Origin of the sequence: Bradyrhizobium australiense, assembly GCF_013114825.1 — a bacterium.
GTDB lineage: Bacteria > Pseudomonadota > Alphaproteobacteria > Rhizobiales > Xanthobacteraceae > Bradyrhizobium > Bradyrhizobium australiense.
This window is the reverse complement of the sequence record NZ_JAAVLX010000003.1, coordinates 222,436-244,092: the sequence shown is the minus strand read 5'-3', so window position 1 is coordinate 244,092 and position 21,657 is coordinate 222,436. Positions and strand designations below refer to the sequence as shown.

18 protein-coding genes and 1 pseudogene are annotated in these 21,657 nt (G+C 63.5%); 11 read left to right on the top strand and 8 right to left on the bottom strand.

Translation table 11 applies throughout. The features are described from left to right. Positions 1-73: 73 nt before the first annotated feature. From fabI to fabA, 3 genes are all read right to left on the bottom strand, one after another. Positions 74-874 carry an enoyl-ACP reductase FabI gene (gene fabI, locus HCN58_RS08305; RefSeq protein ID WP_171578879.1) on the bottom strand — a complete coding sequence of 267 codons (801 nt, stop codon included), beginning with the start codon at positions 872-874 and terminating at the stop codon, positions 74-76. Positions 875-1,003: 129 nt separating this feature from the next. Then, positions 1,004-2,227 (bottom strand): beta-ketoacyl-ACP synthase I, encoded by a 1,224-nt coding sequence (gene fabB, locus HCN58_RS08300; RefSeq protein WP_171578878.1) that lies wholly within the window; start codon positions 2,225-2,227, stop codon positions 1,004-1,006. Between the two features lie 63 nt (positions 2,228-2,290). Further along, positions 2,291-2,815 carry a 3-hydroxyacyl-[acyl-carrier-protein] dehydratase FabA gene (fabA, locus tag HCN58_RS08295; protein WP_171578877.1) on the bottom strand — a complete coding sequence of 175 codons (525 nt, stop codon included), beginning with the start codon at positions 2,813-2,815 and terminating at the stop codon, positions 2,291-2,293. 337 nt (positions 2,816-3,152) lie between these two features. Here fabA and irrA point away from each other — a divergent pair, with 337 nt between their 5' ends. Further along, positions 3,153-3,644 (top strand): iron response transcriptional regulator IrrA, encoded by a 492-nt coding sequence (gene irrA / locus HCN58_RS08290; protein ID WP_171578876.1) that lies wholly within the window; start codon positions 3,153-3,155, stop codon positions 3,642-3,644. A gap of 129 nt (positions 3,645-3,773) precedes the next feature. Here the strand turns inward: irrA and HCN58_RS08285 are convergent, their stop codons facing one another. Continuing rightward, entirely contained in the window at positions 3,774-4,301 is a 528-nt protein-coding gene (locus HCN58_RS08285) for an SH3 domain-containing protein (protein WP_171578875.1), read from the bottom strand. Between the two features lie 347 nt (positions 4,302-4,648). Here HCN58_RS08285 and HCN58_RS08280 point away from each other — a divergent pair, with 347 nt between their 5' ends. Continuing rightward, the gene (locus HCN58_RS08280; RefSeq protein ID WP_171578874.1) at positions 4,649-5,650 is read left to right on the top strand and encodes a 2-hydroxyacid dehydrogenase; all 1,002 of its coding nucleotides are present in this window, start codon (positions 4,649-4,651) and stop codon (positions 5,648-5,650) included. 104 nt (positions 5,651-5,754) lie between these two features. Here HCN58_RS08280 and HCN58_RS08275 read toward each other — a convergent pair whose 3' ends face one another. After that, entirely contained in the window at positions 5,755-6,666 is a 912-nt protein-coding gene (locus tag HCN58_RS08275; RefSeq protein ID WP_171578873.1) for a LysR family transcriptional regulator, read from the bottom strand. Positions 6,667-6,786: 120 nt separating this feature from the next. Here HCN58_RS08275 and HCN58_RS08270 point away from each other — a divergent pair, with 120 nt between their 5' ends. Then, the gene (locus HCN58_RS08270) at positions 6,787-7,788 is read left to right on the top strand and encodes an aldo/keto reductase (protein WP_171578872.1); all 1,002 of its coding nucleotides are present in this window, start codon (positions 6,787-6,789) and stop codon (positions 7,786-7,788) included. Between the two features lie 229 nt (positions 7,789-8,017). Here the strand turns inward: HCN58_RS08270 and HCN58_RS08265 are convergent, their stop codons facing one another. Beyond that, the gene (locus tag HCN58_RS08265) at positions 8,018-8,821 is read right to left on the bottom strand and encodes a HesA/MoeB/ThiF family protein (protein ID WP_171578871.1); all 804 of its coding nucleotides are present in this window, start codon (positions 8,819-8,821) and stop codon (positions 8,018-8,020) included. A gap of 239 nt (positions 8,822-9,060) precedes the next feature. Here HCN58_RS08265 and HCN58_RS08260 point away from each other — a divergent pair, with 239 nt between their 5' ends. Together HCN58_RS08260 and HCN58_RS08255 are read left to right on the top strand one after the other, a co-directional pair. Next, complete coding sequence (locus tag HCN58_RS08260) at positions 9,061-10,440, top strand: serine protease (protein ID WP_171578870.1); 1,380 nt, start codon at positions 9,061-9,063, stop codon at positions 10,438-10,440. A 199-nt stretch (positions 10,441-10,639) separates the two neighbouring features. Next, positions 10,640-11,269: pseudogene (locus HCN58_RS08255) on the top strand (nucleotide-binding protein); the annotation flags it as partial. 251 nt (positions 11,270-11,520) lie between these two features. On the opposite strand, the gene HCN58_RS08250 reads toward HCN58_RS08255, so the two are convergent. Both HCN58_RS08250 and mutM read right to left on the bottom strand, forming a co-directional pair. Beyond that, the gene (locus HCN58_RS08250; RefSeq protein ID WP_235983487.1) at positions 11,521-12,039 is read right to left on the bottom strand and encodes a GNAT family N-acetyltransferase; all 519 of its coding nucleotides are present in this window, start codon (positions 12,037-12,039) and stop codon (positions 11,521-11,523) included. Between the two features lie 35 nt (positions 12,040-12,074). Continuing rightward, complete coding sequence (gene mutM, locus HCN58_RS08245) at positions 12,075-12,956, bottom strand: bifunctional DNA-formamidopyrimidine glycosylase/DNA-(apurinic or apyrimidinic site) lyase (protein WP_171578867.1); 882 nt, start codon at positions 12,954-12,956, stop codon at positions 12,075-12,077. A gap of 79 nt (positions 12,957-13,035) precedes the next feature. On the opposite strand from mutM, the gene ubiE reads away from it, so the two are divergent. From ubiE to tsaE, 6 genes are all read left to right on the top strand, one after another. Next, positions 13,036-13,797, top strand: a complete 762-nt coding sequence (gene ubiE, locus HCN58_RS08240; RefSeq protein WP_171578866.1) for a bifunctional demethylmenaquinone methyltransferase/2-methoxy-6-polyprenyl-1,4-benzoquinol methylase UbiE — start codon at positions 13,036-13,038, stop codon at positions 13,795-13,797. Continuing rightward, positions 13,794-15,368: a 2-polyprenylphenol 6-hydroxylase gene (gene ubiB, locus HCN58_RS08235; RefSeq protein WP_171578865.1), complete on the top strand. Its 1,575-nt coding sequence runs from the start codon at positions 13,794-13,796 to the stop codon at positions 15,366-15,368. The genes ubiE and ubiB overlap by 4 nt, the downstream gene beginning before the upstream one ends. A 58-nt stretch (positions 15,369-15,426) precedes the next feature. Then, a complete protein-coding gene (gene coaBC / locus HCN58_RS08230; RefSeq protein ID WP_210265919.1) occupies positions 15,427-16,854 on the top strand; it encodes a bifunctional phosphopantothenoylcysteine decarboxylase/phosphopantothenate--cysteine ligase CoaBC in 1,428 nt (475 codons plus the stop codon). Next, a complete protein-coding gene (gene dut, locus HCN58_RS08225; RefSeq protein ID WP_171578864.1) occupies positions 16,851-17,309 on the top strand; it encodes a dUTP diphosphatase in 459 nt (152 codons plus the stop codon). The genes coaBC and dut overlap by 4 nt, the downstream gene beginning before the upstream one ends. A 277-nt stretch (positions 17,310-17,586) precedes the next feature. After that, a complete protein-coding gene (locus tag HCN58_RS08220; RefSeq protein ID WP_171578863.1) occupies positions 17,587-20,106 on the top strand; it encodes a PAS domain-containing sensor histidine kinase in 2,520 nt (839 codons plus the stop codon). Further along, complete coding sequence (tsaE, locus tag HCN58_RS08215) at positions 20,103-21,623, top strand: tRNA (adenosine(37)-N6)-threonylcarbamoyltransferase complex ATPase subunit type 1 TsaE (RefSeq protein ID WP_171578862.1); 1,521 nt, start codon at positions 20,103-20,105, stop codon at positions 21,621-21,623. Before HCN58_RS08220 ends, tsaE begins: the two co-directional genes overlap by 4 nt. Positions 21,624-21,657 lie beyond the last annotated feature (34 nt).

The following is a 21,657-nucleotide window of genomic DNA, read 5'->3' as shown; positions in this document are numbered from 1 at the left end:
ACGCCAATGATCGAACCGAGAGGCCGCGGCGTACTGATGTCCCGGCCTTCGCGGGGCATGACGGCGCGGGCCGCTACTCCGCCTTCAATTCTTCCGGCCGTGGCATCGAGATGACGTTGTAGCCGGAATCGACGTAATGGATTTCGCCGGTGACGCCGCCCGACAGATCGGACAACAGATAGAGCGCCGAGCCGCCGAGCTCATCGAGCGTCACGCCGCGGCCGAGCGGTGAGTGTTTCTGCTGGAAGGCGAACATGGCACGCGCATCGCCGATGCCGGAGCCCGCCAGCGTGCGCACGGGACCTGCCGAGATCGAATTGACGCGAATCTTGCGCGGACCGAAATCGGCGGCGAGATAGCGTACCGACGCCTCCAACGCCGCCTTCGCCACACCCATTACATTGTAGTTCGGCATAACGCGTACCGATCCGCCGAAGGTCAGCGTGATCATGGATCCGCCTGTCTCGGGCATCAGCTCGGCGGCGCGCTTGGCAAGCTCGGTGAATGAGAAGCAGGAGATCAGCATGGTGCGCGAAAAATTATCGCGCGTGGTATCGGCATAGCGTCCCTTCAACTCGTTCTTGTCGGAGAACGCGATCGCGTGGACGAGAAAGTCGATCCCGCCCCATTTGGCCTTCAGCGCTGCGAACACCGAATCGACGCTGGCAAGGTCTTCGACGTCGCACGGCAGCACCGTATCGATACCGAGCGATTGAGCCAGCGGCTTGACGCGCCTGCCGAGCGCGTCGCCCTGATAGGTGAAAGCGAGCTCGGCGCCCTGTGCATGAAGCGTTTTCGCGATACCCCATGCGATCGAATGATCATTGGCGATGCCCATGATCAGCCCGCGCTTGCCTTTCATCAGGTCCTGCATTGTACGGTCACTCCCATCGTCTTCGACGTCATCACCAGCGAATGCAGGTGATCCAGAGATATTGGTGATTGAATCGAGAGGCCGCGGCGCACTGGATGCCCCGCTTCGCGAGGCATGACGGCCGGAAGCTCACGCATCCATCCGCTTGAACACCAGTGTGGCGTTGGTGCCGCCGAAGCCGAAGGAGTTCGACAGCACGGTGCCGAGCTTGGCGTTGTCGATGCGCTTGCGCACGATCGGCATGTCGGCGAACACCGGATCGAGTTCGGTGATATGGGCGCTCTCGCAAATGAAGCTGTTGTTCAACATCAGAAGCGAATAGATCGCCTCTTGCACGCCGGTCGCGCCGAGCGAGTGGCCGGTCAACGCCTTGGTCGCCGAGATCGGCGGGCACTTGTCGCCGGTGCCGAACACCTTTCGGATCGCCTCAATCTCCGGCGGATCGCCGGCCGGCGTCGAGGTGGCGTGCGGATTGATGTAGTCAATCGGCGTCTTCACGGTCGAAAGTGCCATGCGCATGCAGCGCTCGGCGCCTTCGCCCGACGGCGCGACCATGTCGTAGCCGTCTGATGTCGCGCCGTAACCGACCACCTCGCCGTAGATGCGCGCGCCACGCGCCTTGGCGCGCTCGAGCTCTTCCAGCACCACGACACCGGCGCCACCGGCAATGACAAAGCCGTCGCGGCTGATGTCGTAGGGACGCGAGGCGGTGGCGGGCGTGTCGTTGTATTTCGAGGACATCGCGCCCATGGCGTCGAACAGAACCGAAAGCGTCCAGTCGAGCTCTTCGCAGCCGCCGGCGAAGATCACGTCCTGCTTGCCGATCTGGATCGTCTCATAGGCGTTGCCGATGCAATGGTTGGAGGTCGCGCAAGCCGACGAGATCGAATAGTTCACGCCCTTGATCTTGAACCAGGTGGCAAGCGTCGCCGATGCGGTCGACGACATCCCCTTGGGGACGGCGAACGGACCAACCCGCTTCGGACCCTTGGTGCGCGCGATATCGGCAGCTTCCACCAGCGTTCGCGTCGACGGTCCGCCCGAACCCATGATGATGCCGGTGCGCTCGTTCGAGACCTCGTTGGGCTCGAGTCCGGAATCGCGGATCGCCTGCTCCATCGCAACGTGATTCCACGCCGCACCCTCCGCAAGAAAACGCATCGCGCGACGGTCGATAACCTCGGCGGGATTGAGCGTAGGGGCTCCCTGCACCTGCGAACGGAAGCCGAGCTCGGCATATCTCTCCGCACGGCGGATGCCGGATTTCGCGTCGTGAAGGCTCGCAAGCACTTCCTGGGTGTTGTTTCCGATGGACGAGACAATGCCCATCCCCGTAATGACAACCCGCTTCATGATCGCCTCGCCCTACCGTTTCCGTTCGTCTGTGAAGATATTTTGATTACGTAACCGCGCTGCTCAGCCGCCCGGCGCGGAGCCCTGCTTGAACAGCCCGACCTTCAGATCCTTGGCGCGATAGATAATCTCGCCATCCATGGAAAGCCAGCCATCGCCAACGCCAAGCACCAGCTTTGAACGCATCACGCGTTTCATGTCGATGTTGTACACAACCTTGCGGGCGTTCGGCAGCACCTGGCCGGAGAACTTCAATTCGCCGAGCCCGAGCGCCCGTCCCCGCCCCTCACCGCCGATCCAGCCGAGGTAGAATCCGACCATCTGCCACATCGCGTCCAGGCCGAGGCAGCCCGGCATCACGGGGTCATTCTTGAAGTGGCAGCCGAAAAACCACAGGTCAGGCTTCACATCGAGTTCGGCGCGGATCAAGCCCTTGCCGAACTCGCCCCCTTTCTCGGTGATCTCGGTGATGCGGTCGAACATCAGCATCGGCGGCAGCGGCAGCTGGGCATTGCCAGGGCCGAACATCTCGCCGCGACCGCAGGCCAGCAAATCCTCGTATTCATAACCGCTGCGCCGATCCAGCATCGTATTCAGCCTTTACTAACCTAGATGTCCCGATGGAGCGCTTTTGAGCGAACCGGACCCGTTTCCCGACGGGAGAACGCTGTTCCCCGCAATTTGGCGCTACTTAGGGTGCTATCGGCATTAGCCTCTGCCGAAATCGCATATGTGGTCCGCGCGCTCTGTAACATAGGCATTGCAGCCCGGCAAAGCGCTGGAACGGGCTAAAACGCCGCGTAGTCGCGCTGGTTCCTCTTAGCTTGGGCCGGTTCTAGTTGCGAAAAACTTGCATCTACCTGATTTCCTTTTATATTGGGCAAGAATATTGCCCAAGTTAGCGCGTGTGGTGCCCGAAGTGGACATGAACGACCAAGCCTCCCCCCTGAACGACGACGGTGTTGATCCGGCCGCCCGCGCCGCCGGACATCAGCCGGCGTTGACCGGCTGTCCCTGGCACGACGTCAACGAAATGCTGCAGGCCGCGGGTCTGCGGCCCACCCGCCAGCGTATGGCGCTGGGCTGGCTGCTGTTCGGCAAGGGCGCCCGCCATCTCACTGCGGAAATGCTCTACGAGGAAGCGACGCTGGCCAAGGTCCCGGTATCGCTGGCCACCGTCTATAACACGCTCAACCAGCTCACCGATGCCGGCCTGTTGCGCCAGGTCTCGGTCGACGGCACCAAGACCTATTTCGACACCAACGTGTCAGCGCATCACCACTTCTATCTCGAGAACAACCACGAGCTGGTCGACATTCCCGATCCGCACCTGGTGCTGTCGAAGATGCCCGACGTGCCGGAAGGCTACGAGATCGCCCGCGTCGATATGGTCGTGCGGCTGCGCAAGAAGCGCTGATCTTCTCCGAACTGGTTGATTGCTATTCCGGGGCTCCCGAAGCGTGAACTATGGTGCGCAATTGCGCACCTGAGAATCTCGAGATTCCGGGTTTGATGCTGACGCATCGCCCCGGAATGACGTTGCGCGTCACTCCACCCTCTCGTCCGCATACACGCCCCACAGGCGCTGCTGCTCGATCCAGCCGTCAAAGCCGTTGCCGACGACACGGCACCAGCCAGCGGCGCATTTCTTGACCTGTGCGACCACGCCTGCCTGCAGGCGGGCGGCAACTGCGCTGGTCGGATCGGGGCGATCGTAAAGCGACGCCAACTCGTCCTTGCTCTTCATGGTGACGACCGCAGTGCGGCGGCCGGACAGCAGCGAATGATAGACCCAGCCCTCGGCGCCTTCGGAATCGCGCACGCGCCGCCAGTTCTCGAACTCGGCGGTGATTTCAACCGGCAGGCCCGAACGGGTATAGACCCAGGCGACATCGTTATCCTTGGTCGGACCGGCCCTGACATTCACATGATCGGATTTGAGGCTGACATATCGCGGCACCGGCAGGCCGCTCGTGGTGGCGGCCGAATCCTTGGCCGAAAATCCTGTGCTGACCGATACGAGAAGCCAGCACGCCGCCAGCACCGCCACCGAACAGAAACGCCCCAACGCCATCAAACCGTCTCCTGTCGAGCCACGCCCAACTCGAATTCTCCGAGTTGAAACCGCCCGCTAATACCCGAAAAACTCCAGACCCTGTGCCCCGCTTTGGCCGCACCCGGCTTGCGACGGCCGAGGGGTTCTTGTCTTGGCCCTGCCTTCTGATAGAGAGGACGGAACGCCTAGAACCAGAACGCCCGAATTTTCTGCCGAAAATCCGAGGCAAGTATTGGGGAACCCAAGGGACTTACCTCAGCAAACAGCCGGATACCGGAACCGCGTGGCCATCGCAGTGTCGAACAACCGGGTTAATGAGGTCTGAACGGCGCGCTTCCGCGCACACGCCCTCATGAGAGCAGGACATGTCGGTCAAGAAAAAACCTCTCGTCGTCGTCACTCGCAAATTGCCGGACTCGATCGAGACCCGGATGCGCGAACTGTTCGACGCGAGGTTGAATCTCGACGACACGCCGATGACACCGGAACAGATCGCGGAAGCGGTGCGCACCGCCGACGTGCTGGTGCCGACTGTCACCGACATGATCCGCGAGGAAATCCTCAAAGACCCCGACTGCAAGCTGCGCATGATCGCCAATTTCGGCAACGGCGTCGACAATATCGACGTCGCGGCAGCGCATGCGCGCGGCATCACGGTGACCAATACGCCGAAAGTACTGACTGAAGACACCGCCGACATGACCATGGCGCTGATTCTCGCCGTGCCGCGGCGGCTGATCGAGGGCGCCTCGATCCTCACCGACGGCAAGAACTGGGCTGGCTGGTCTCCGACCTGGATGCTCGGCCATCGCATCGGCGGCAAGCGCCTCGGCATCATCGGCATGGGCCGCATAGGCCAGGCGGTCGCTCGCCGCGCGCGCGCCTTCGGCCTGCAGATCCACTATCACAACCGCCGCCCGGTAGCGCCTGTTATCGCCGAGGAACTCGGCGCGACCTACTGGGAAAGCCTCGACCAGATGCTGGCGCGGATGGACATTATCTCGGTGAACTGTCCGCACACGCCGGCGACCTATCACCTCTTGTCAGCGCGTCGGCTCAAGCTGATCCGCAAAGACGCCTACATCGTCAACACCGCGCGCGGCGGCGTGATCGACGAGGACACGTTGGTCAAGCTGCTCGAAGCCGGTGAGGTCGGCGGCGCCGGCCTCGACGTCTACGAGCACGAGCCCGCGGTCAACCCGAAACTGGTGCGGCTCGCCAAGGCGGGCAAGGTGACTCTGCTGCCGCATATGGGCTCGGCCACCATTGAAGGCCGCGTCGAGATGGGCGAGAAGGTGATCATCAACATCCGAACCTTCCTCGACAACCACAAGCCGCCGGATCGCGTGCTGCCCAGCATGCTGTGAGCACATGTAGCCCGGATGGAGCGCAGCGCAATCCGGAGCAGCTCTATCCGCAGATAGTGTCATCCCGGATTTCGCTTCGTTCCATCCGCTACGGGAATGTGACGCTACTTATTCCGCCGCTCCCGCTTGCGCCATTCCGTGACGAAAGCCACGAACGCGGCAAGTGCCGGCGGCGGTTGCCGGCGGCTCGGATAATACAAAAACGGCCCCGGAAACGGCGGGCACCAGTCGTCGAGCACGCTGACCAGCGCGCCCGACTTGATGCCATAGCGTACGTAACCTTCGAACGTCAGCCAGAAGCCCACCCCGTCATGGACGGCGCGCAAGGCTAGCCCCAGATAGGTCGCGATCAGCTTGGCAGGCGGCGAGACCTTCACGACGCGTCCTGCTTTCTCGAACTCCCAATCCAGCATCGCGCCGCTGCCGAAGCGGGTGCGGATACAGGCATGGTCGAGCAAATCCTTCGGCGCTTCCGGCCGGCCATGCTGAGCAACATACTGCTTCGACGCCACCACGGCGTAACGCTGCGGCGCGCCGAGCGAGACCGCAATCATGTCCTGCGCCAGATGTTCGCCATAGCGCACCCCGGCATCGAAACCAGTTGCGACGATATCGACAAACGAACTCTCGCCGACGATTTCCAGCTCGATTTTGGGATGCTTCTCGAGAAACGGTGCGACCATCGGCGCCAGAACGAGGTCGATTGCCGGCGGCGGCGCGTTGATGCGCAGACGGCCCGATGGCACGCCGCGCAAGCCGCGGACCTGATCGATGGCATCGCCGACATCCTGCATCGCAGGCGCAATGCGGGCCAACAGCAACTCGCCGGCTTCGGTAAGCGCGACGCTGCGCGTGGTGCGATTCATCAGGCGCACGCCGAGCCGCTCCTCCATGTCGCGCAGCCGCTGGCTGACGCTTGAGACGGAGACGCCCTGCTCTATCGCGGCACGTCGAAAGTTTTGGCTTCGCGCCACGGCCACGAACGCATCGAGATCGCGGAGGTCGAAATCCTTCATTGTTCGATATATTGAACAAGCTATTTGCGATTGTCCAGCTTAACGTGACAATTGAATAGGTCCATATCACCCTCGTCACCACGGCGCGGAAGTCCCGCCGCCATTTCGAGGAGAACCACCATGGAACAACGCAAGCTCGGCACGACGGGCCCAATCGTCTCCGCCATCGGCCTCGGCTGCATGGGCATGTCTGATCTTTACGGTCCCGCCGACCGCAGCGAGAGCATCGCCACCATCCACGCCGCGCTCGATGCGGGCATCACCCTGCTCGATACCGGCGATTTCTACGGCATGGGTCACAATGAAATGCTGATCCGCGAGGCGCTTGCCGCGCGCAACGGCGACAATGTCCAGATCAGCGTCAAGTTCGGCGCGCTGCGCGATCCCGCAAAGAGCTGGTCCGGCTATGACAGCCGCCCGGCGGCGATCAAAAACTTCCTAGCCTATTCACTGCAACGGCTGCGCGTGGAGACCATCGACATCTATCGGCCAGCTCGGCTCGATCCGAATGTGCCGATCGAGGAGACGGTCGGCGCGATGGCCGACATGGTGAAAGCCGGCTGGATCAGGCATATCGGCCTGTCGGAAGTCGGCGCGGAGACCATCCGCCGCGCCCATGCGGTACATCCGATCAGCGATCTGCAGATCGAATACTCGCTGATCTCGCGCGGCATCGAGGACGACATTTTGCCGACCTGCCGCGAACTCGGCATCGGCATCACCGCCTATGGCGTGCTGTCGCGCGGGCTGATCAGCGGGCATTGGACGGCAAATCGCGGGACCAAGGATTTTCGTGCCATGAGCCCGCGTTTCCAGGGAAGCAATCTCGACACCAACCTCGCGCTGGTGGATGCATTGCGTGCGATTGCGAACGATGTTGGCGCCTCACCCGCACAGGTCGCGATTGCCTGGGTCGCGGCGCGAGGCAAAGATATCGTCCCGCTGGTCGGCGCGCGCCGTCGCGAGCGTCTCTCCGAAGCGCTCGGCGCGCTCGATGTTAAGCTGACCGAGAAGCATCTTTCCGCGCTCGCCAAAGCGTTTCCGCCGGGCGCTGCGGCCGGTGCGCGGTACCCGGAGTCACAGCTTGTGCATATGGACAGCGAGAAACGCGCCGGAGCGTGAGTGGACCGGGGATCCAACTGAGCTTGCCTTTGCGGCGGCACCCCCACCCCGCCCTCCTCCGCAAGCGGGAGAGGGGAACGAGTTCGTTGCTTGGCGAGCGACGGCACACTGGTTAGCACGAGCTCAAACCTGTTAGCCATTGAACTCAGTCGTTAGACCAGCGATGCAACCCTCCCTCTCCCGCTGTTGCGGGGAAGGGCCGGGGTGGGGGCGCAGCCACGCAGGGATTCTAGGCCGCGTAGCCGCTCAAATCAGTGATCGTGGGCGCATCGCCGTTGAGCGGATTTTGCGGATCGCGCGTGTAGCGCAAAGTTTCAAACCGCATTGCGCGCGCATCCACCATCACCAGCCGGCCGACCAGGCTCTCGCCGAAGCCGACAATTTCGCGGATCGCTTCCAGCGCCATCATCGAGCCCAGCATGCCCGCAAGCGCGCCCATCACGCCGGCCTCGGCGCAGGCCGGTATGGTGCCTGGCGGCGGCGGTTCAGGAAACAGGCAGCGATAGGTCGGATTGAAGTGGCCGTCGGCGTCCCGTTCATGCGCCCGGATCGTGGTCAGCGATCCATCGAACATCCCCAGCGCGCCCGTGATCAGCGGCTTGCCGGCGAAGAAGCAGGCATCGGAAACCAGATAGCGGGTTTCGAAATTGTCGGAGCCGTCGAGCACGAGATCGTAGTCGTCGATCAGCGACATCACGTTCCCTGCATCGAGACGCACCGCATGGGCTTCGAAATGAACATGCGGGTTGAGCGCGTGAACCGCATCCGCGGCGCTGTCGACCTTGCGTCGCCCGATATCCGGCGTGGTGTGGATGATCTGCCGCTGCAGATTGGACAGCGAGACGATGTCGTCATCAACAGCACCGAGCCTGCCGACACCGGCCGCCGCCAGATACATCAGGACCGGCGCGCCAAGGCCGCCGGCGCCGATCACCAGCACGGATGCCCGTTTCAAGGCGGCCTGCCCGGGGCCGCCGACTTCGCGCAGCACGATATGGCGGGCGTAGCGTTCGAGTTCGTCGTCGCTCAGCATGGTCGCTTTGCTTTCTCCCTTCGCGGATCACCTATCAAACCCTCATGGTGAGGAGCGCGGAACGCGCGTCTCGAACCATGCGGCCCCCAGTCCGGCCTTCATCCTTCGAGACGCCGCTTCGCGGCTCCTCAGGGATGAGGGAAAACTGAACCGGGGCGCGGTTGTTGCCGACTAAGCAGATGTGCTTAATTGGCCGGGCGTTCAATGATCGCACTCGCCTTATTCTCCCGGGATTTGTCATGAGATCGGTGCTTTCGGCAACATTGATGATCGCGGCCTCGACCTTTGCACTGTCCGGGACCGCCGCGCAGGCGCAAATGACGCCGCCCTCCACGGCAGGCTCCAAGGCAAAGCCGGTGACGACGGTGCCGATCCGCCCCGCGCTGCAGAAGCCGGAGGATACGGCCAAGGCCATGGGGCAAGCCGAGCGGCTGTCGCTGCAGTCGGATCTCGCGTGGGTCGGGCAATATAACGGCGCCATCACCGGCGACGTCAGCGAGCGGATGGTCACCGCGATCAAGGAAATCCAGAAATCGCGCGGGGCCAAGCCAACCGGCGCGCTCAATCCGCAGGAGCGGAGCGCCCTCGCCGATACCGCCAGGAAAAAGCAGGACAGCGTGGGCTGGAAAATCGCCATCGATCCCGGCACCGGTGTGCGGCTGGGGATCCCCACCAAACTGGTGCCGCAACAGGCCAGCGACGCCAACGGCACCAAATGGACCTCTCCCACCGGCACGATCCAGATCCAGCTTTCGCGGCGCAAGGAAGTCGGTCCCACCACGGCAAAACTCGCCGAACGCGAGAAGAAAGAGCCGGGGCGCAGCGTCGACTACATGGTGGTCAAGCCGGATTTCTTCGTACTGTCCGGCCTGCAGGGCCTGAAAAAATTTTATATGCGCGGCACCTTCAAGGGCGACGAGGTCCGCATCCTCACCATCATGTACGACCAGGCAACCGAGAACACCGTCGAGCCGGTCGTGATCGCGATGTCGAGCGCGTTCAACGCGTTTCCGGCTGCGGCGCAAACGGCCGGGCCGCCCCCGCGCAAAAACGTGGAATACGGCACCGGTGTCGTCGTCGGTGACGAGGGCGCGATTCTGGCCGATCGCCAGATCACCGATGGTTGCCTCACGGTGGCGATCGCAGGGTTCGGCAATGCCGATCGCGTCGCCGAGGACAAGGAGCACGATCTGGCGCTCCTGCGCATTTATGGCGCCCGCGGGCTGAAGGCGCTCAACCTCGCCAATGCCGCCACCAAGACGGCGCTCGACCTCACCGGCATTGCCGATCCGCAGAATCAGGGTGGCGGCGCGGCGGTGACCACCACCAAGGCTTCGGTGGCCCAGCCGGGCGGCGGCAGTGAGGACGGGCTGACGCCCGCGCCGGCGCTCGGATTTTCCGGCGCGCCCGCGCAGGACGGCGACGGCAGGTTCGCGGGCATCGCGCTGTTGAAGCCGGTTCAAATCGCTGGACCCGCGAATGGTGCGCCCGCGGCGCAGTCGGTGCTGGTGAGTGCTGAAACCGTGCGCGACTTCCTTAGGGCCAACGGTGTCAATGTGGCCGGTGGATCGACGGATGCGAGCACGTCGGTTGTTCGCGTGATCTGCGTCAGGAAGTAAGCGTCCGTGTCCCGGACGCGGTGCAGCGTGTAACGCTGCGCCGCAGAGCCGGGATCTAAGCCGGGGAAAGATGGGCCCCGGACCGCGATCCACTGACCTCTGGATCGGGCTGGGCACGTCTGAGCGGGCGAAAGCTCGGCATCGCAGAATGCGGTGCAACTCGCGTGGCGCACCCCTGAAAGCTATCCAAAGGATCTAAATGCAGACGATCGTATTGGCCACCCAAAAGGGTGGCTCCGGCAAAAGCGCGCTGGCCATCGGCCTCGCGCTTGCGGCCATCCAGGCCGGGCACACCGTCCGCCGGATCGAGACCGACTCGCAGGGCAGCCTTTCGAACTGGCAGAGCCGGCGCGCCTATGCCGAGCCCATCGTTGAGCCGGTCTACGCGGCCAACGACGTCGAACAGCGCCTGCAATCGCTCGATCGTGACGGCGTCACGCTGACGATCATCGATACTGCCGGCGGCGTCAGCGCCACGACCAATTCGGCCATTCGTTATGCCGATCTGTGCCTGATCCCGGCGCGCCCGAGCCTCGCCGACGTCGAAGCGACCGCTGCGACGCTGCGTGTCATCAGGGCTTGCCTCAAGCCGTTCGCCTACGTCCTGAACCAGACCCCGATCCGGGGCGCGCATCTCAGCAACGCCGAGAGCGCGCTGAGCGAAGAGGCCGCACGCGACATCGCCGACGTCATCGCAAAACCCTTCATCGTGATGCACAACGATCACCAGGACGCGCTAAGCGCGGGCCTTGCGGTCAGCGAATATACACCAGGCGGCAAATCCGCCGAGGAAATCCGCGGCCTCTGGCAATGGATCGAAGCCAGGCTGAAGGATGCGACCGCCGCCGACGAGCAGGTCGTCGAGAAGTTCGCGGTATCGCCGGAGATTCTTCCGGCAATGGCTGCGCTCACACCGATCGAAAACGACAGTGCGCTCTTCCTGAGAGCGCCAGCTCGACCTGACACCCCGCATCGCGCAAGGTCACTGCGCGGAGCATCGCGAGGACTTGTCCGCCGAAGCTCCGCGGCGAAGGCGGAAGTAATCCAGCCCACCAGCCCCGCTGGATTGCTTCGCTCTGCCTACCTCGCCCGGCGCAGCCATTTTTCCCGCGTCACACGCCATCGTTCGGCTAGCGTCTGACCGTTGTGATGGGCAAGCTCGACGTAGCCCACGAGTTCGGCGCCGGTCTTTTGCTTGACCCGGCGCGATGCCTCATTGGTCACTGCGTTACAGGCGTAGAAAACCTCGACATCCAGTTCGCGAAAGACGAAATCGTTCACCGCCGAGACGGCTTCGCTCATCAGCCCCTGATTCCAATAGCGTTCCGCGAGCCAGAAACCCCGGTTGCCTTTCGCGCTGTCTGACCAGGGACGAAGGCGAATATTCCCGATCGCCTCGCCGTCTCCGCCGCGCAGCACGAGCATCCAATTATAGATAATTTCGCCTGCAGCAACCCTTTCCAGTTCCTGCTTGATAAAGGTCTCCGCGCCGTCCTCCGGATATGGCCAGGGTACAACCGATGCGAGATGCTGGATGATGTTCCAGTTGTTGAAATGGCGTTGGATTGCCGGCGCATCGGACAGCGCGAGCGGCCGCAAGATCAGTCGCTTCGTTTCGAGCGTCGGCGTGATGGTTATTTCTGACATTTCGGACACCAGAAGGTCGAACGGCCGTTCTGTACGAAGCGTCGCACGACACCGCCGCAGCCTTTAGTTTGGCACTTCTCGCCCTCGCGGTCATAGACCTGGAACGAGTGCTGGAAATAGCCGAGCTCGCCCGAGGTCAGCCGATGATCGTTGATCGAGGACCCGCCGGCCTTGATGGCCTGATTCAGCACCGAATGAATCGCATTCACTAGCCGCCCGGCGTGATCAGTGGGCTCGCCCTTCTTGGTTGCCAGCGTCGCCGCCAATCGGCGCGGCGACAGATGTGAACGGTACATTGCCTCACAGACATAGATGTTGCCGAGGCCGGCAACCACGCGCTGGTCGAGCAGCGCGGCCTTCAGGCTGGTCTTCTTGTTGAAGCACGAGCGCGCCAGCATCGCGGCGTCGAATTCGTTGCCGAGCGGCTCGGGCCCGAGGCCCTTCAAGAGTGGTTCGTCCTCCAGCGCGTTGCGGGCGATGATCTTCATGTAACCGAAGCGGCGCGGATCATTGAACACGACGGACGCACCCGACGACATGTGAAACACCACATGATCATGCGCGCGGTCCTCGCTGCGCGGATGGTGGAATTGGCCGGGCGTGTTGTTGGTGCCGCCATCGAGCACCCGGAATGAGCCGGACATGCCGAGATGCATCAGCAGCACGTCGCCGGAGGTAAGATCCGCCATCAGATATTTGGCGCGGCGGCCGAGGCCGGTCACGGTCTGGCCCTCCAGCCGCGCGATAAAGTCTTTTTGAAAGGGAAACCGCAAATCCTTGCGCCGGGCCTCCGCTTTGAGGATTTTCGACCCCTCCATGGCAGGCTGCAGGCCGCGGCGGACGGTCTCAACTTCAGGCAATTCAGGCATGCAGGCATTCACCTTATGGAGGTGACGTGATAGCGCCATTGCGGCCGGCGCGCTATGGTCCGGTAGTGGAGTACATCTGATGGACCGGCCGGATCAAACCACCCATTTTGGCTTCAGGGACGTGCCCCTGGGCGACAAGCAGACGCTGGTGAACGACGTGTTTCACAGCGTGGCAAGGCGCTATGACCTGATGAACGACCTGATGTCGGCGGGCCTGCACCGGGTCTGGAAAGACATCATGATCACGGCGCTCAACCCGCCGAAAAGTGATGCCCCGTTTGCGCTGCTCGACGTCGCCGGCGGCACCGGCGATATCGCTTTCCGCGCGGCCAAGTCCGCCGGCGCGGGCTTCCACGCCAAGGTCTGTGACATCAATACCGATATGCTCGAGGTCGGCCGCAACCGCGCCATGGCGCGTCATCTCGATCAGCAGGTGTCCTTTGTCGAAGGCAATGCCGAGGCGCTGGCGTTTCCGGACCGTTCCTTCGACGCCTACACCATCGCCTTCGGCATTCGCAACGTGCCGCGGATCGATGCCGCGCTGCGCGAGGCCTATCGCGTGCTGCGGCCGGGCAGTCGATTCCTGTGTCTGGAATTCTCCACCGTCGACGTTCCCGGACTGGACTGGCTGTACGACCAGTTCTCGTTCAAGGTGATCCCGCCGCTCGGCCGCGCGGTGACCGGCGATGCCGAATCCTATCAGTATCTCGTCGAATCGATCCGGAAATTCCCCCGGCCCAATGTATTTGCCGAGATGATGCGCGCCGCCGGCTTTTCGCGGGTGAAGTGGGAAAGCCTTTCCGGCGGGATCGTGGCGTTGCATTCAGGCTGGCGCTTGTGATTTCTGCGGCGACCCACATCGCGCGGCTTGTCCGCGCCGCTTACGTGTTTGCGCGCGAAGGCGTGTTCGGCGTGGTCGATCCGAGCCTAGTGCCGGCGCCCGGACAGCTCGCGCTGCGACTGGCGCGATCGATCGAGCGGCCCGGCGCCAAATCCGGCCCGCGGCTGTCGCGCGCGCTGACGCGGCTGGGACCGGCCTACCTCAAGCTCGGACAGTTTCTGGCAACCCGTCCCGACGTGGTCGGGGTTGCGATGGCGCGCGACCTGGAAAGCCTGCAGGACCGGCTGCCGCCGTTCCCGCAAAGTGAAGCCGAAGCGGTGATCGCATTGTCGCTGGAACGCCCGCTGGCGAAGGCCTTTGTCAGCCTCGGCCCGGCGGTCGCCGCCGCGTCGATCGCACAGGTGCATCGCGGCGAGATCGAGCGCGACGGCGTGCGCCACCCGGTCGCCGTAAAGGTGCTCCGGCCCAACGTCGCCGCGCGCTTTCGCCGCGACCTCTCGGATTTCTTCTTCGTCGCGCACAACGCGGAAGCGCATTCGGCCGAAGCGCGGCGGCTGCGGCTGGTCGAAGTCATCAACACGATGTCGCGCTCGGTCGCGATGGAGATGGACCTGCGGCTTGAAGCTGCAGCCCTGTCCGAGATGGCGGAGAATACCCGCGACGATCCGGATTTCCGTGTGCCGGTGGTCGACTGGGACCGCACCACGCACAACGTGCTGACGATGGAGTGGATCGACGGCATCGCGCTGAATGACCATGTGCGCCTCGAAGCCTCGCAGGTCGATTTGCCCGATCTTGGCCGCAAGGTGATTCAGAGTTTCCTGCGCCATGCGCTGCGCGACGGCTTCTTTCATGCCGACATGCATCCCGGCAATTTGTTTCTCGACCACGCCGGCCGGCTGGTGGCGGTCGATTTCGGCATCATGGGCCGGCTCGGCCTGAAGGAACGGCGCTTCCTCGCCGAAATTCTTTTGGGCTTCATCACGCGCGATTACCGCCGCGTCGCCGAGGTGCATTTCGAGGCCGGCTATGTGCCGGGGCATCATTCGGTGGAGAATTTCGCGCAAGCCATCCGCGCCATTGGCGAGCCGATCCACAACCGCACCGCCGAAGAAATCTCGATGGCGAAGCTGTTGACCCTGCTGCTCGAGGTCACCGGCCTGTTCGACATGCAGACCCGGCCCGAACTGATCCTGCTGCAGAAGACGATGGTGGTGGTCGAAGGCGTCGCGCGCGGCTTCGACCCCAAGCTCGATATCTGGAAGGTCGCCGATCCCGTGGTGCGCGAATGGATCGAGCGCAATCTCGGTCCGCTAGGTCGAGTGCAGGGCGCAATGTCCGGCGCGGGCGAGCTCGGTCGCGTGATGATCGGCCTGCCGGCGATCGCCTCGCGGGCGGTCAGCGTGCTCGAGAACATGGAGAAGATGACCCGGGAGGGCCTGGTGTTGTCGCCAGAGACCATTGCGGCCCTGGGCCGGGCCGAAGGTCGCAAGAGCCGTTGGCGCACGGTGGCACTCTGGATCATCGCGGCGACCTTCATCGGAATTCTGATCGCAATCCGACAGTTGTGATTGCAATGCTAGCATGGTGTGCTAGCATTGACTGCAAATCCTGTCTGGGAGGTCGCTTATGGCCAGCCTGACCATCCGAAAACTCGACGAAACCGTCAAAGCCTATCTGCGGCTGCGGTCGGCCGGAAATGGCCGCTCCGTCGAAGAGGAAGTTCGGGTCATCTTGGGAGAACTCATCCAAGGGCGTCCCGAATTATCCGGCGCCCCCATTTCACCGTCCTCCGCAGAAGCTCCCGCAGAGGCAGCGCCGACGATCAACGCTTCTGGCGAACGGAATGTCACCCTGATCATCGGCGGCGGCATTGCCGCTTTCAAGTCCCTGGAACTGATCCGGCGGCTGAAGGAGCGACACATCGACGTCCGCTGTGTGTTGACCAGGGCCGCGCAGCAATTTGTCACGCCGCTTTCCGCCAGCGCGCTGTCGCACGAGCGCGTCTACACCGATCTGTTCGACCCCGGCAGCGAATTCGACGCCGGCCACATCCGGCTGGCGCGCGAATGCGATCTGATCATCGTGGCGCCGGCAACTGCCGACCTGATGGCGAAGATGGCGCACGGCCATGCCGATGATCTCGCCAGCGCGATCCTGCTGGCGGCGAACCGGCCGATCCTGCTGGCGCCTGCGATGAACCCCCTGATGTGGAACAACGCCGCCACTCGCCGCAACGTGATGCAGCTTCGGCGCGACGGCATTCACATGATCGGCCCCAATGCCGGCGAGATGGCTGAGTCCAACGAGGCCGGCGTCGGGCGGATGTCGGAGGCCATCGAAATCGCTGCCGCCGTCGCCGACATCCTGCGTCCGCCGCAACCGCGCCCGCTCGCGGGCAAGCGCGTGCTGATCACGGCGGGGCCAACGCATGAGGCGATCGATCCCGTGCGCTATATTGCCAACCGCTCGTCTGGCAAGCAGGGCTTTGCCATCGCCGCCGCGGCACAGGCCGCGGGCGCGGATGTCACGCTGGTCTCCGGCCCGGTCGACTTGCGTGATCCCGCGGGCGTCACGGTAATCCGGGTCGAATCGGCGCGTGACATGCTGCATCGGGTGGAGGCCGCCTTGCCGGCCGATATCGCGATCTTTGCCGCTGCCGTTGCCGACTGGCGCGTCGCCAACGAAGGCGAGCAGAAGATGAAGAAGACGTCTGCCGGCATGCCGCCGCTGCAACTGGTGGAAAATCCCGACATTCTGGCGACGATCTCAAAGCTGAAGGAGAAGCGTCCGCCGCTGGTGATCGGATTTGCCGCGGAGACCGAACATCTTATCGACAACGCAAAAGCCAAGATCGCGCGCAAAGGCTGTGACTGGATCGTCGCCAATGATGTTTCGCCCGCAACCGGCGTGATGGGCGGCGACCGCAATACCGTTCACCTGCTGACGCACGACGGCGAGGAGATCAACGTGGATTCCTGGCCGGTAATGACCAAAGAACAGGTCGCAGCCGAACTGGTGGCGAAGATTGCGAAAACTGTGGAGAAGAGCTCGTGAGTGTGACGGTAAAGGTCGACATCTGCCAACTGCCACATGGCGAAGGCCTCGCACTGCCGGGCTATCAGAGCGCCGATGCCGCCGGGCTCGACCTGCTCGCGGCGGTTCCGGCGGACGCGCCGCTGATCCTTTCACCCGGAAAATTCGCCCTGGTGCCGACGGCGCTCACAATCGCGCTGCCTTCCGGATATGAAGCCCAGGTGCGGCCGCGCTCCGGGCTTGCCGCCAAACACGGCGTCACGGTGTTGAACTCGCCCGGCACGGTGGATGCGGATTACCGCGGCGAGATCAGCGTGCTCCTGATCAACCACGGCGACACGCCGTTTCCGATCAAGCGCGGCGAGCGCATCGCGCAGATGGTGGTCGCGCCTGTGGTGCAGGCGGAACTGGTTCCCGTTACCTTATTGACGGCAACCGGCCGTGGCAGCGGCGGTTTTGGCTCGACCGGCCGCTGAATCGTTTCAATTTGAACGATTCGGAACGACGCCGCCTTGATTTTTTCACAGGCAGTTTTGCGTTCACGGTCTGGACTCTTACCGGTCGACTCCCGAAGGGGATACTCTCGACCCGATTCGAGCGGAGCGCGACCAGTAAAGTGGGGTCCGGTTTTGCGTCCGGGCGCGCTCTTCCCTATTTGTCGGCGCATAATCTCAACGCCAAACCGCTTACGTTTTGGCGGATCATGCGCTGGGGTTGCGCCGGGCCTGCAGTCGTGCGTTTTTGGGGCAAATAATGTCGGGCGTAGTCGCGGCGATGCGTCGAACCCTGCTGTCGTGCACCTCACTGGCGCGCCACGGCGTGATTGCGCTCGCCACCGTCGTCGCCGCGCTGCCGGACCCCGCTTTGGCCGACGAATTAACCATCACGCAAGCCATTTCCGCCTTGTTGGACCTCAATCACCAGGAGTTCGCGGCGCTGACCACGACGCTATCGCTGCTCGGCTTTACGGTGGTGGCGGCGATCCTGCTGATGCGCACGCGCATTCGGGCCACCCGGATGGAACTCGACCTGCGCTCCGACATCGCCGATCTGCAGGTGCAGGCTGACCGGCTGCGCGCGCTCTTGTTCGCCGAGCCCCAGATCCTGATCGCCTGGGCCGCCGGCGACAACCGGCCCCAGATCAGCGGCGACACCTCGCTTCTGATCTCACAGGACGCGCTCTCGAATTCGCCGCAACGCATTCTTGCCTTTGGAACCTGGCTGCCGCCGGAACCGGCGCTGCAGATGGACCATGCGGTCGACGCGCTGCGCGAGGCCGGCGAAGGTTTTCTGCTCAATCTCTCCACCTCGAACGGCCGCGCCATCGAAGCGATGGGCCGCGCCATCGGGGGGCAAGCCATTGTGCGGATTCGCGAGCTCGGCGGCTTGCGCCGTGAACTCGCCGAATCCAATCTCCGGTATCGGACGCTTTTGGAGGAGACCGAGTTGTTGCGCAACTTCGCCGCCGCGGCGCCATGGCCGATCTGGGCCAAGAGCGCGGAGGGCAATCTGCGTTACGCGAACACGGCCTACGTGCGGGCTACCGAAGGCGCAAGCGTCGCGGACACAATTCATCGCAATCTCGAGCTCCTGGAGAACGACCAGCGCGCCGAGATGGGCCGGGTGCTGAACGACAATCCCAACTACGCCGCGCGGCTGCCGATCGTGGTCGGCGGCGAGCGGCGCATCTATGACGTTCAGGCGCTCAAGCTCGGCGGCGGAAGCGCCGGCATTGCCATCGACGCCAGCGAGGCGACCCAGTTGCGCGATGCCATGGAGCGGATGGCGGAAGCCCATCGGCGCACCCTTGACCAGTTGTCATCGGGGGTTGCCGTATTCGACGGCCAGCGGCGGCTTGCCTTCTACAACGAGTCATACCGGCGGCTGTGGGGCCTCGATCAAGCCTTCCTCGATTCCAACCCCGACGATTCAAGCGTGCTCGACCGGCTGCGCGCAGCCCGCAAACTGCCCGAACAGCCCGACTTCCGCGCGTGGAAGTCCAAGCTCCACGAAGCCTACCGCGCGGTCGAACCGGAGAACTACACTTGGTTTCTGCCCGACGGCCGCGCCGTCAGCGTCGTCACCACGCCGAACCTCGAAGGCGGCGTCACCTATCTGTTCGACAATGTCACCGAGAGCCTCGATCTAGCACGCCGTTACGACCGGCTGACCCGGGTCCAGCACGAAACGCTCGACAATCTGGCTGAAGCCGTCGCCGTGTTCGGCAGCAACGGCCGCGTGGAGCTGTTCAATCCCGCTTTCCTGAAAATGTGGAAGCTCTCGGCGGATTCGCTCAAGGAACAGCCCCACATTGAGACCGTGGAAGCGTGGTGCAGGCCGCTGTTCGAGGACGCGCTGACCTGGCGGGCGCTGCGCGAAGCGATCACGGGAATCGAGAACCGGGCGCAGGTGGCACTGAAACTCGAACGCAAGGACGGCAGCGTGCTGGATTGCATGACCATGCCGCTGCCCGACGGCGCGACTCTTTTGACATTCCAGGACATCACCGACACCGAAAATGTCGAGCGCGCGCTGCGCGAGCGCAACGAAGCGCTGGAAGCCGCCGACCAGATGAAGGTGGATTTCGTCCACCACGTGTCGTACGAGCTGCGCGCACCGCTAACCACCATCATCGGCTTTGCACATTTCCTCAGCGATCCCTCGACCGGCCCGTTGACGCCAAAGCAGGCCGAGTATCTCGACTACGTCACCAAATCGACCAACGCGCTGCTCGCGCTCACCAACAACATCCTCGATCTCGCCACCATCGATGCGGGCGCCATGAAGCTCGAGCTCGGCCCGGTCAATATCGAAAAAGCCATCCAGGCCGCAGCCGAGGGCATCCAGGACCGGCTGGCGACCGACCGCATCGAACTCAGGGTCGATATCGATCCTGAGATCGGCAACTTCACGGGCGACGAGCGGCGCGTGGTGCAGGTGCTCTATAATCTGCTCGCCAACGCCGTCGGGTTCTCGCCGCATGATGCCGCGGTCACGATCAGCGCGCGACGAACCGAGCATCGCGTGATCTTCACCGTCTCCGATTGCGGCCCTGGCATTCCCGCCGAGGTGAAAGACAAGGTATTCGACTGGTTCGAGAGCCACTCCCACGGTTCGCGCCACCGCGGCGCCGGGCTCGGCCTGTCGCTGGTGCGCTCGTTTGTCGAACTGCATGGCGGCAAGGTGCGCGTCGATTCGGTCGTCGGCAAGGGCACTGCCGTGACCTGCGACTTCCCGATCGACCAGAACGCGCACCGTAACGCCGCCGAATGACCGCGCCTGCGACATTTACAGTGGCGTTGGCGAACGAGGCGGCAACGGCCCATCTGATGGCCGACCTCGCGCTATTGGTCGGCCCTGGCGACGTCATTACGCTGTCGGGCGATCTCGGCGCGGGAAAGACCGCGGCGGCGCGCGCCATGATCCGCTATCTCGCCGACGATCCCGCGCTGGAAGTGCCAAGCCCGACCTTCACGCTGGCGCAGAGCTACGAGCTGCCGTTTCCGATTGTCCACGCCGATCTCTACCGCATCAACGATTCGAGCGAGCTGGAGGAAATCGGGTTATCGCCCTTGCCCGAGGGCACGCTGGCGCTGATCGAATGGCCGGAGCGCGCCCCCGATGCGCTGCCCGAAGATCGCATCGACATCGCCCTCAGCCATCGCCCGGCACTTGGCTCCGCCGCGCGCGCCGCCGAAATCACCGGCTATGGCAGGGCGGCGGCGCAGGTGGCGCGACTGAGCAGCTTGCGCAAATTTCTCACTGAGGCGGGATTCCTGGATGCAACGCGCGAGCGCATGCCCGGCGACGCCTCGACGCGCTCCTATGCGCGTCTGATCGGCGACGACGGCACATCGATCCTGATGAATTCGCCGCGCCGGCCGGATGGACCGGCGATCTATGACGGAAAATCCTACAGCGCGGCCGTTCATCTCGCCGAGGATGTCAAGCCGTTCGTCGCCATCGACAATGGTCTGCGCGCGCACGGCTTCTCGGCGCCGGCGATCCGCCACGCCGATCTCGATTCAGGTTTCCTGATCACCGAGGATTTCGGCAGCGCCGGCATCGTCGAAGGCGACCCGCCGCGGCCGATCGCCGAGCGCTATGAGGCGGCAACCGACATGCTGGCGGAGCTGCATCGCAAACCCCTGCCCGAAACGGCGCCGCTGACGCCGCACGGCGCATACCAAATTCCCGTCTACGATATTGATGGATGGCTGGTCGAGATCAGTCTGATGCTCGAATGGTATCTGCCGGATCGCGGCGCTGAAGTCCGCCAAGAACGGCGCGATGAATTCGTCGCGATGTGGCGAACGCTACTGGAAAAGCCGGCGGCTGCGCCGCGAACCTGGGTGATGCGGGATTTTCATTCGCCGAACATCATCTGGCTCGGCGATCGCACCGGGATTTTGCGCGTCGGCATCATCGACTTCCAAGATGCCGTGCTCGGCCCCGCCGCCTATGATCTGGTGTCGCTCTTGCAGGACGCGCGGATCGATGTCCCCGAACAGCTCGAGTTATCGCTCTTGACCCGCTATATCAAGGCGCGCCGCGTGGCCGATAGCCAATTCGATCCGGCCAGCTTTGCCGAGCTCTACGCCATCATGTCGGCGCAGCGGAATACGCGCCTGCTCGGCACCTTCGCCCGGCTCAACCGGCGCGACGGCAAGCCGCAATATCTATGCCACCAGCCGCGGATCTGGACCTACCTGAACCGCTCGCTGGCGCATCCGGCACTGGCGGCGTTTCGCGAATGGTATGCTGCCAACGTTCCGCCGCCGCTGCCCTGATTTACCTCCTGTTAGCTACCCGCATTTACTCTGG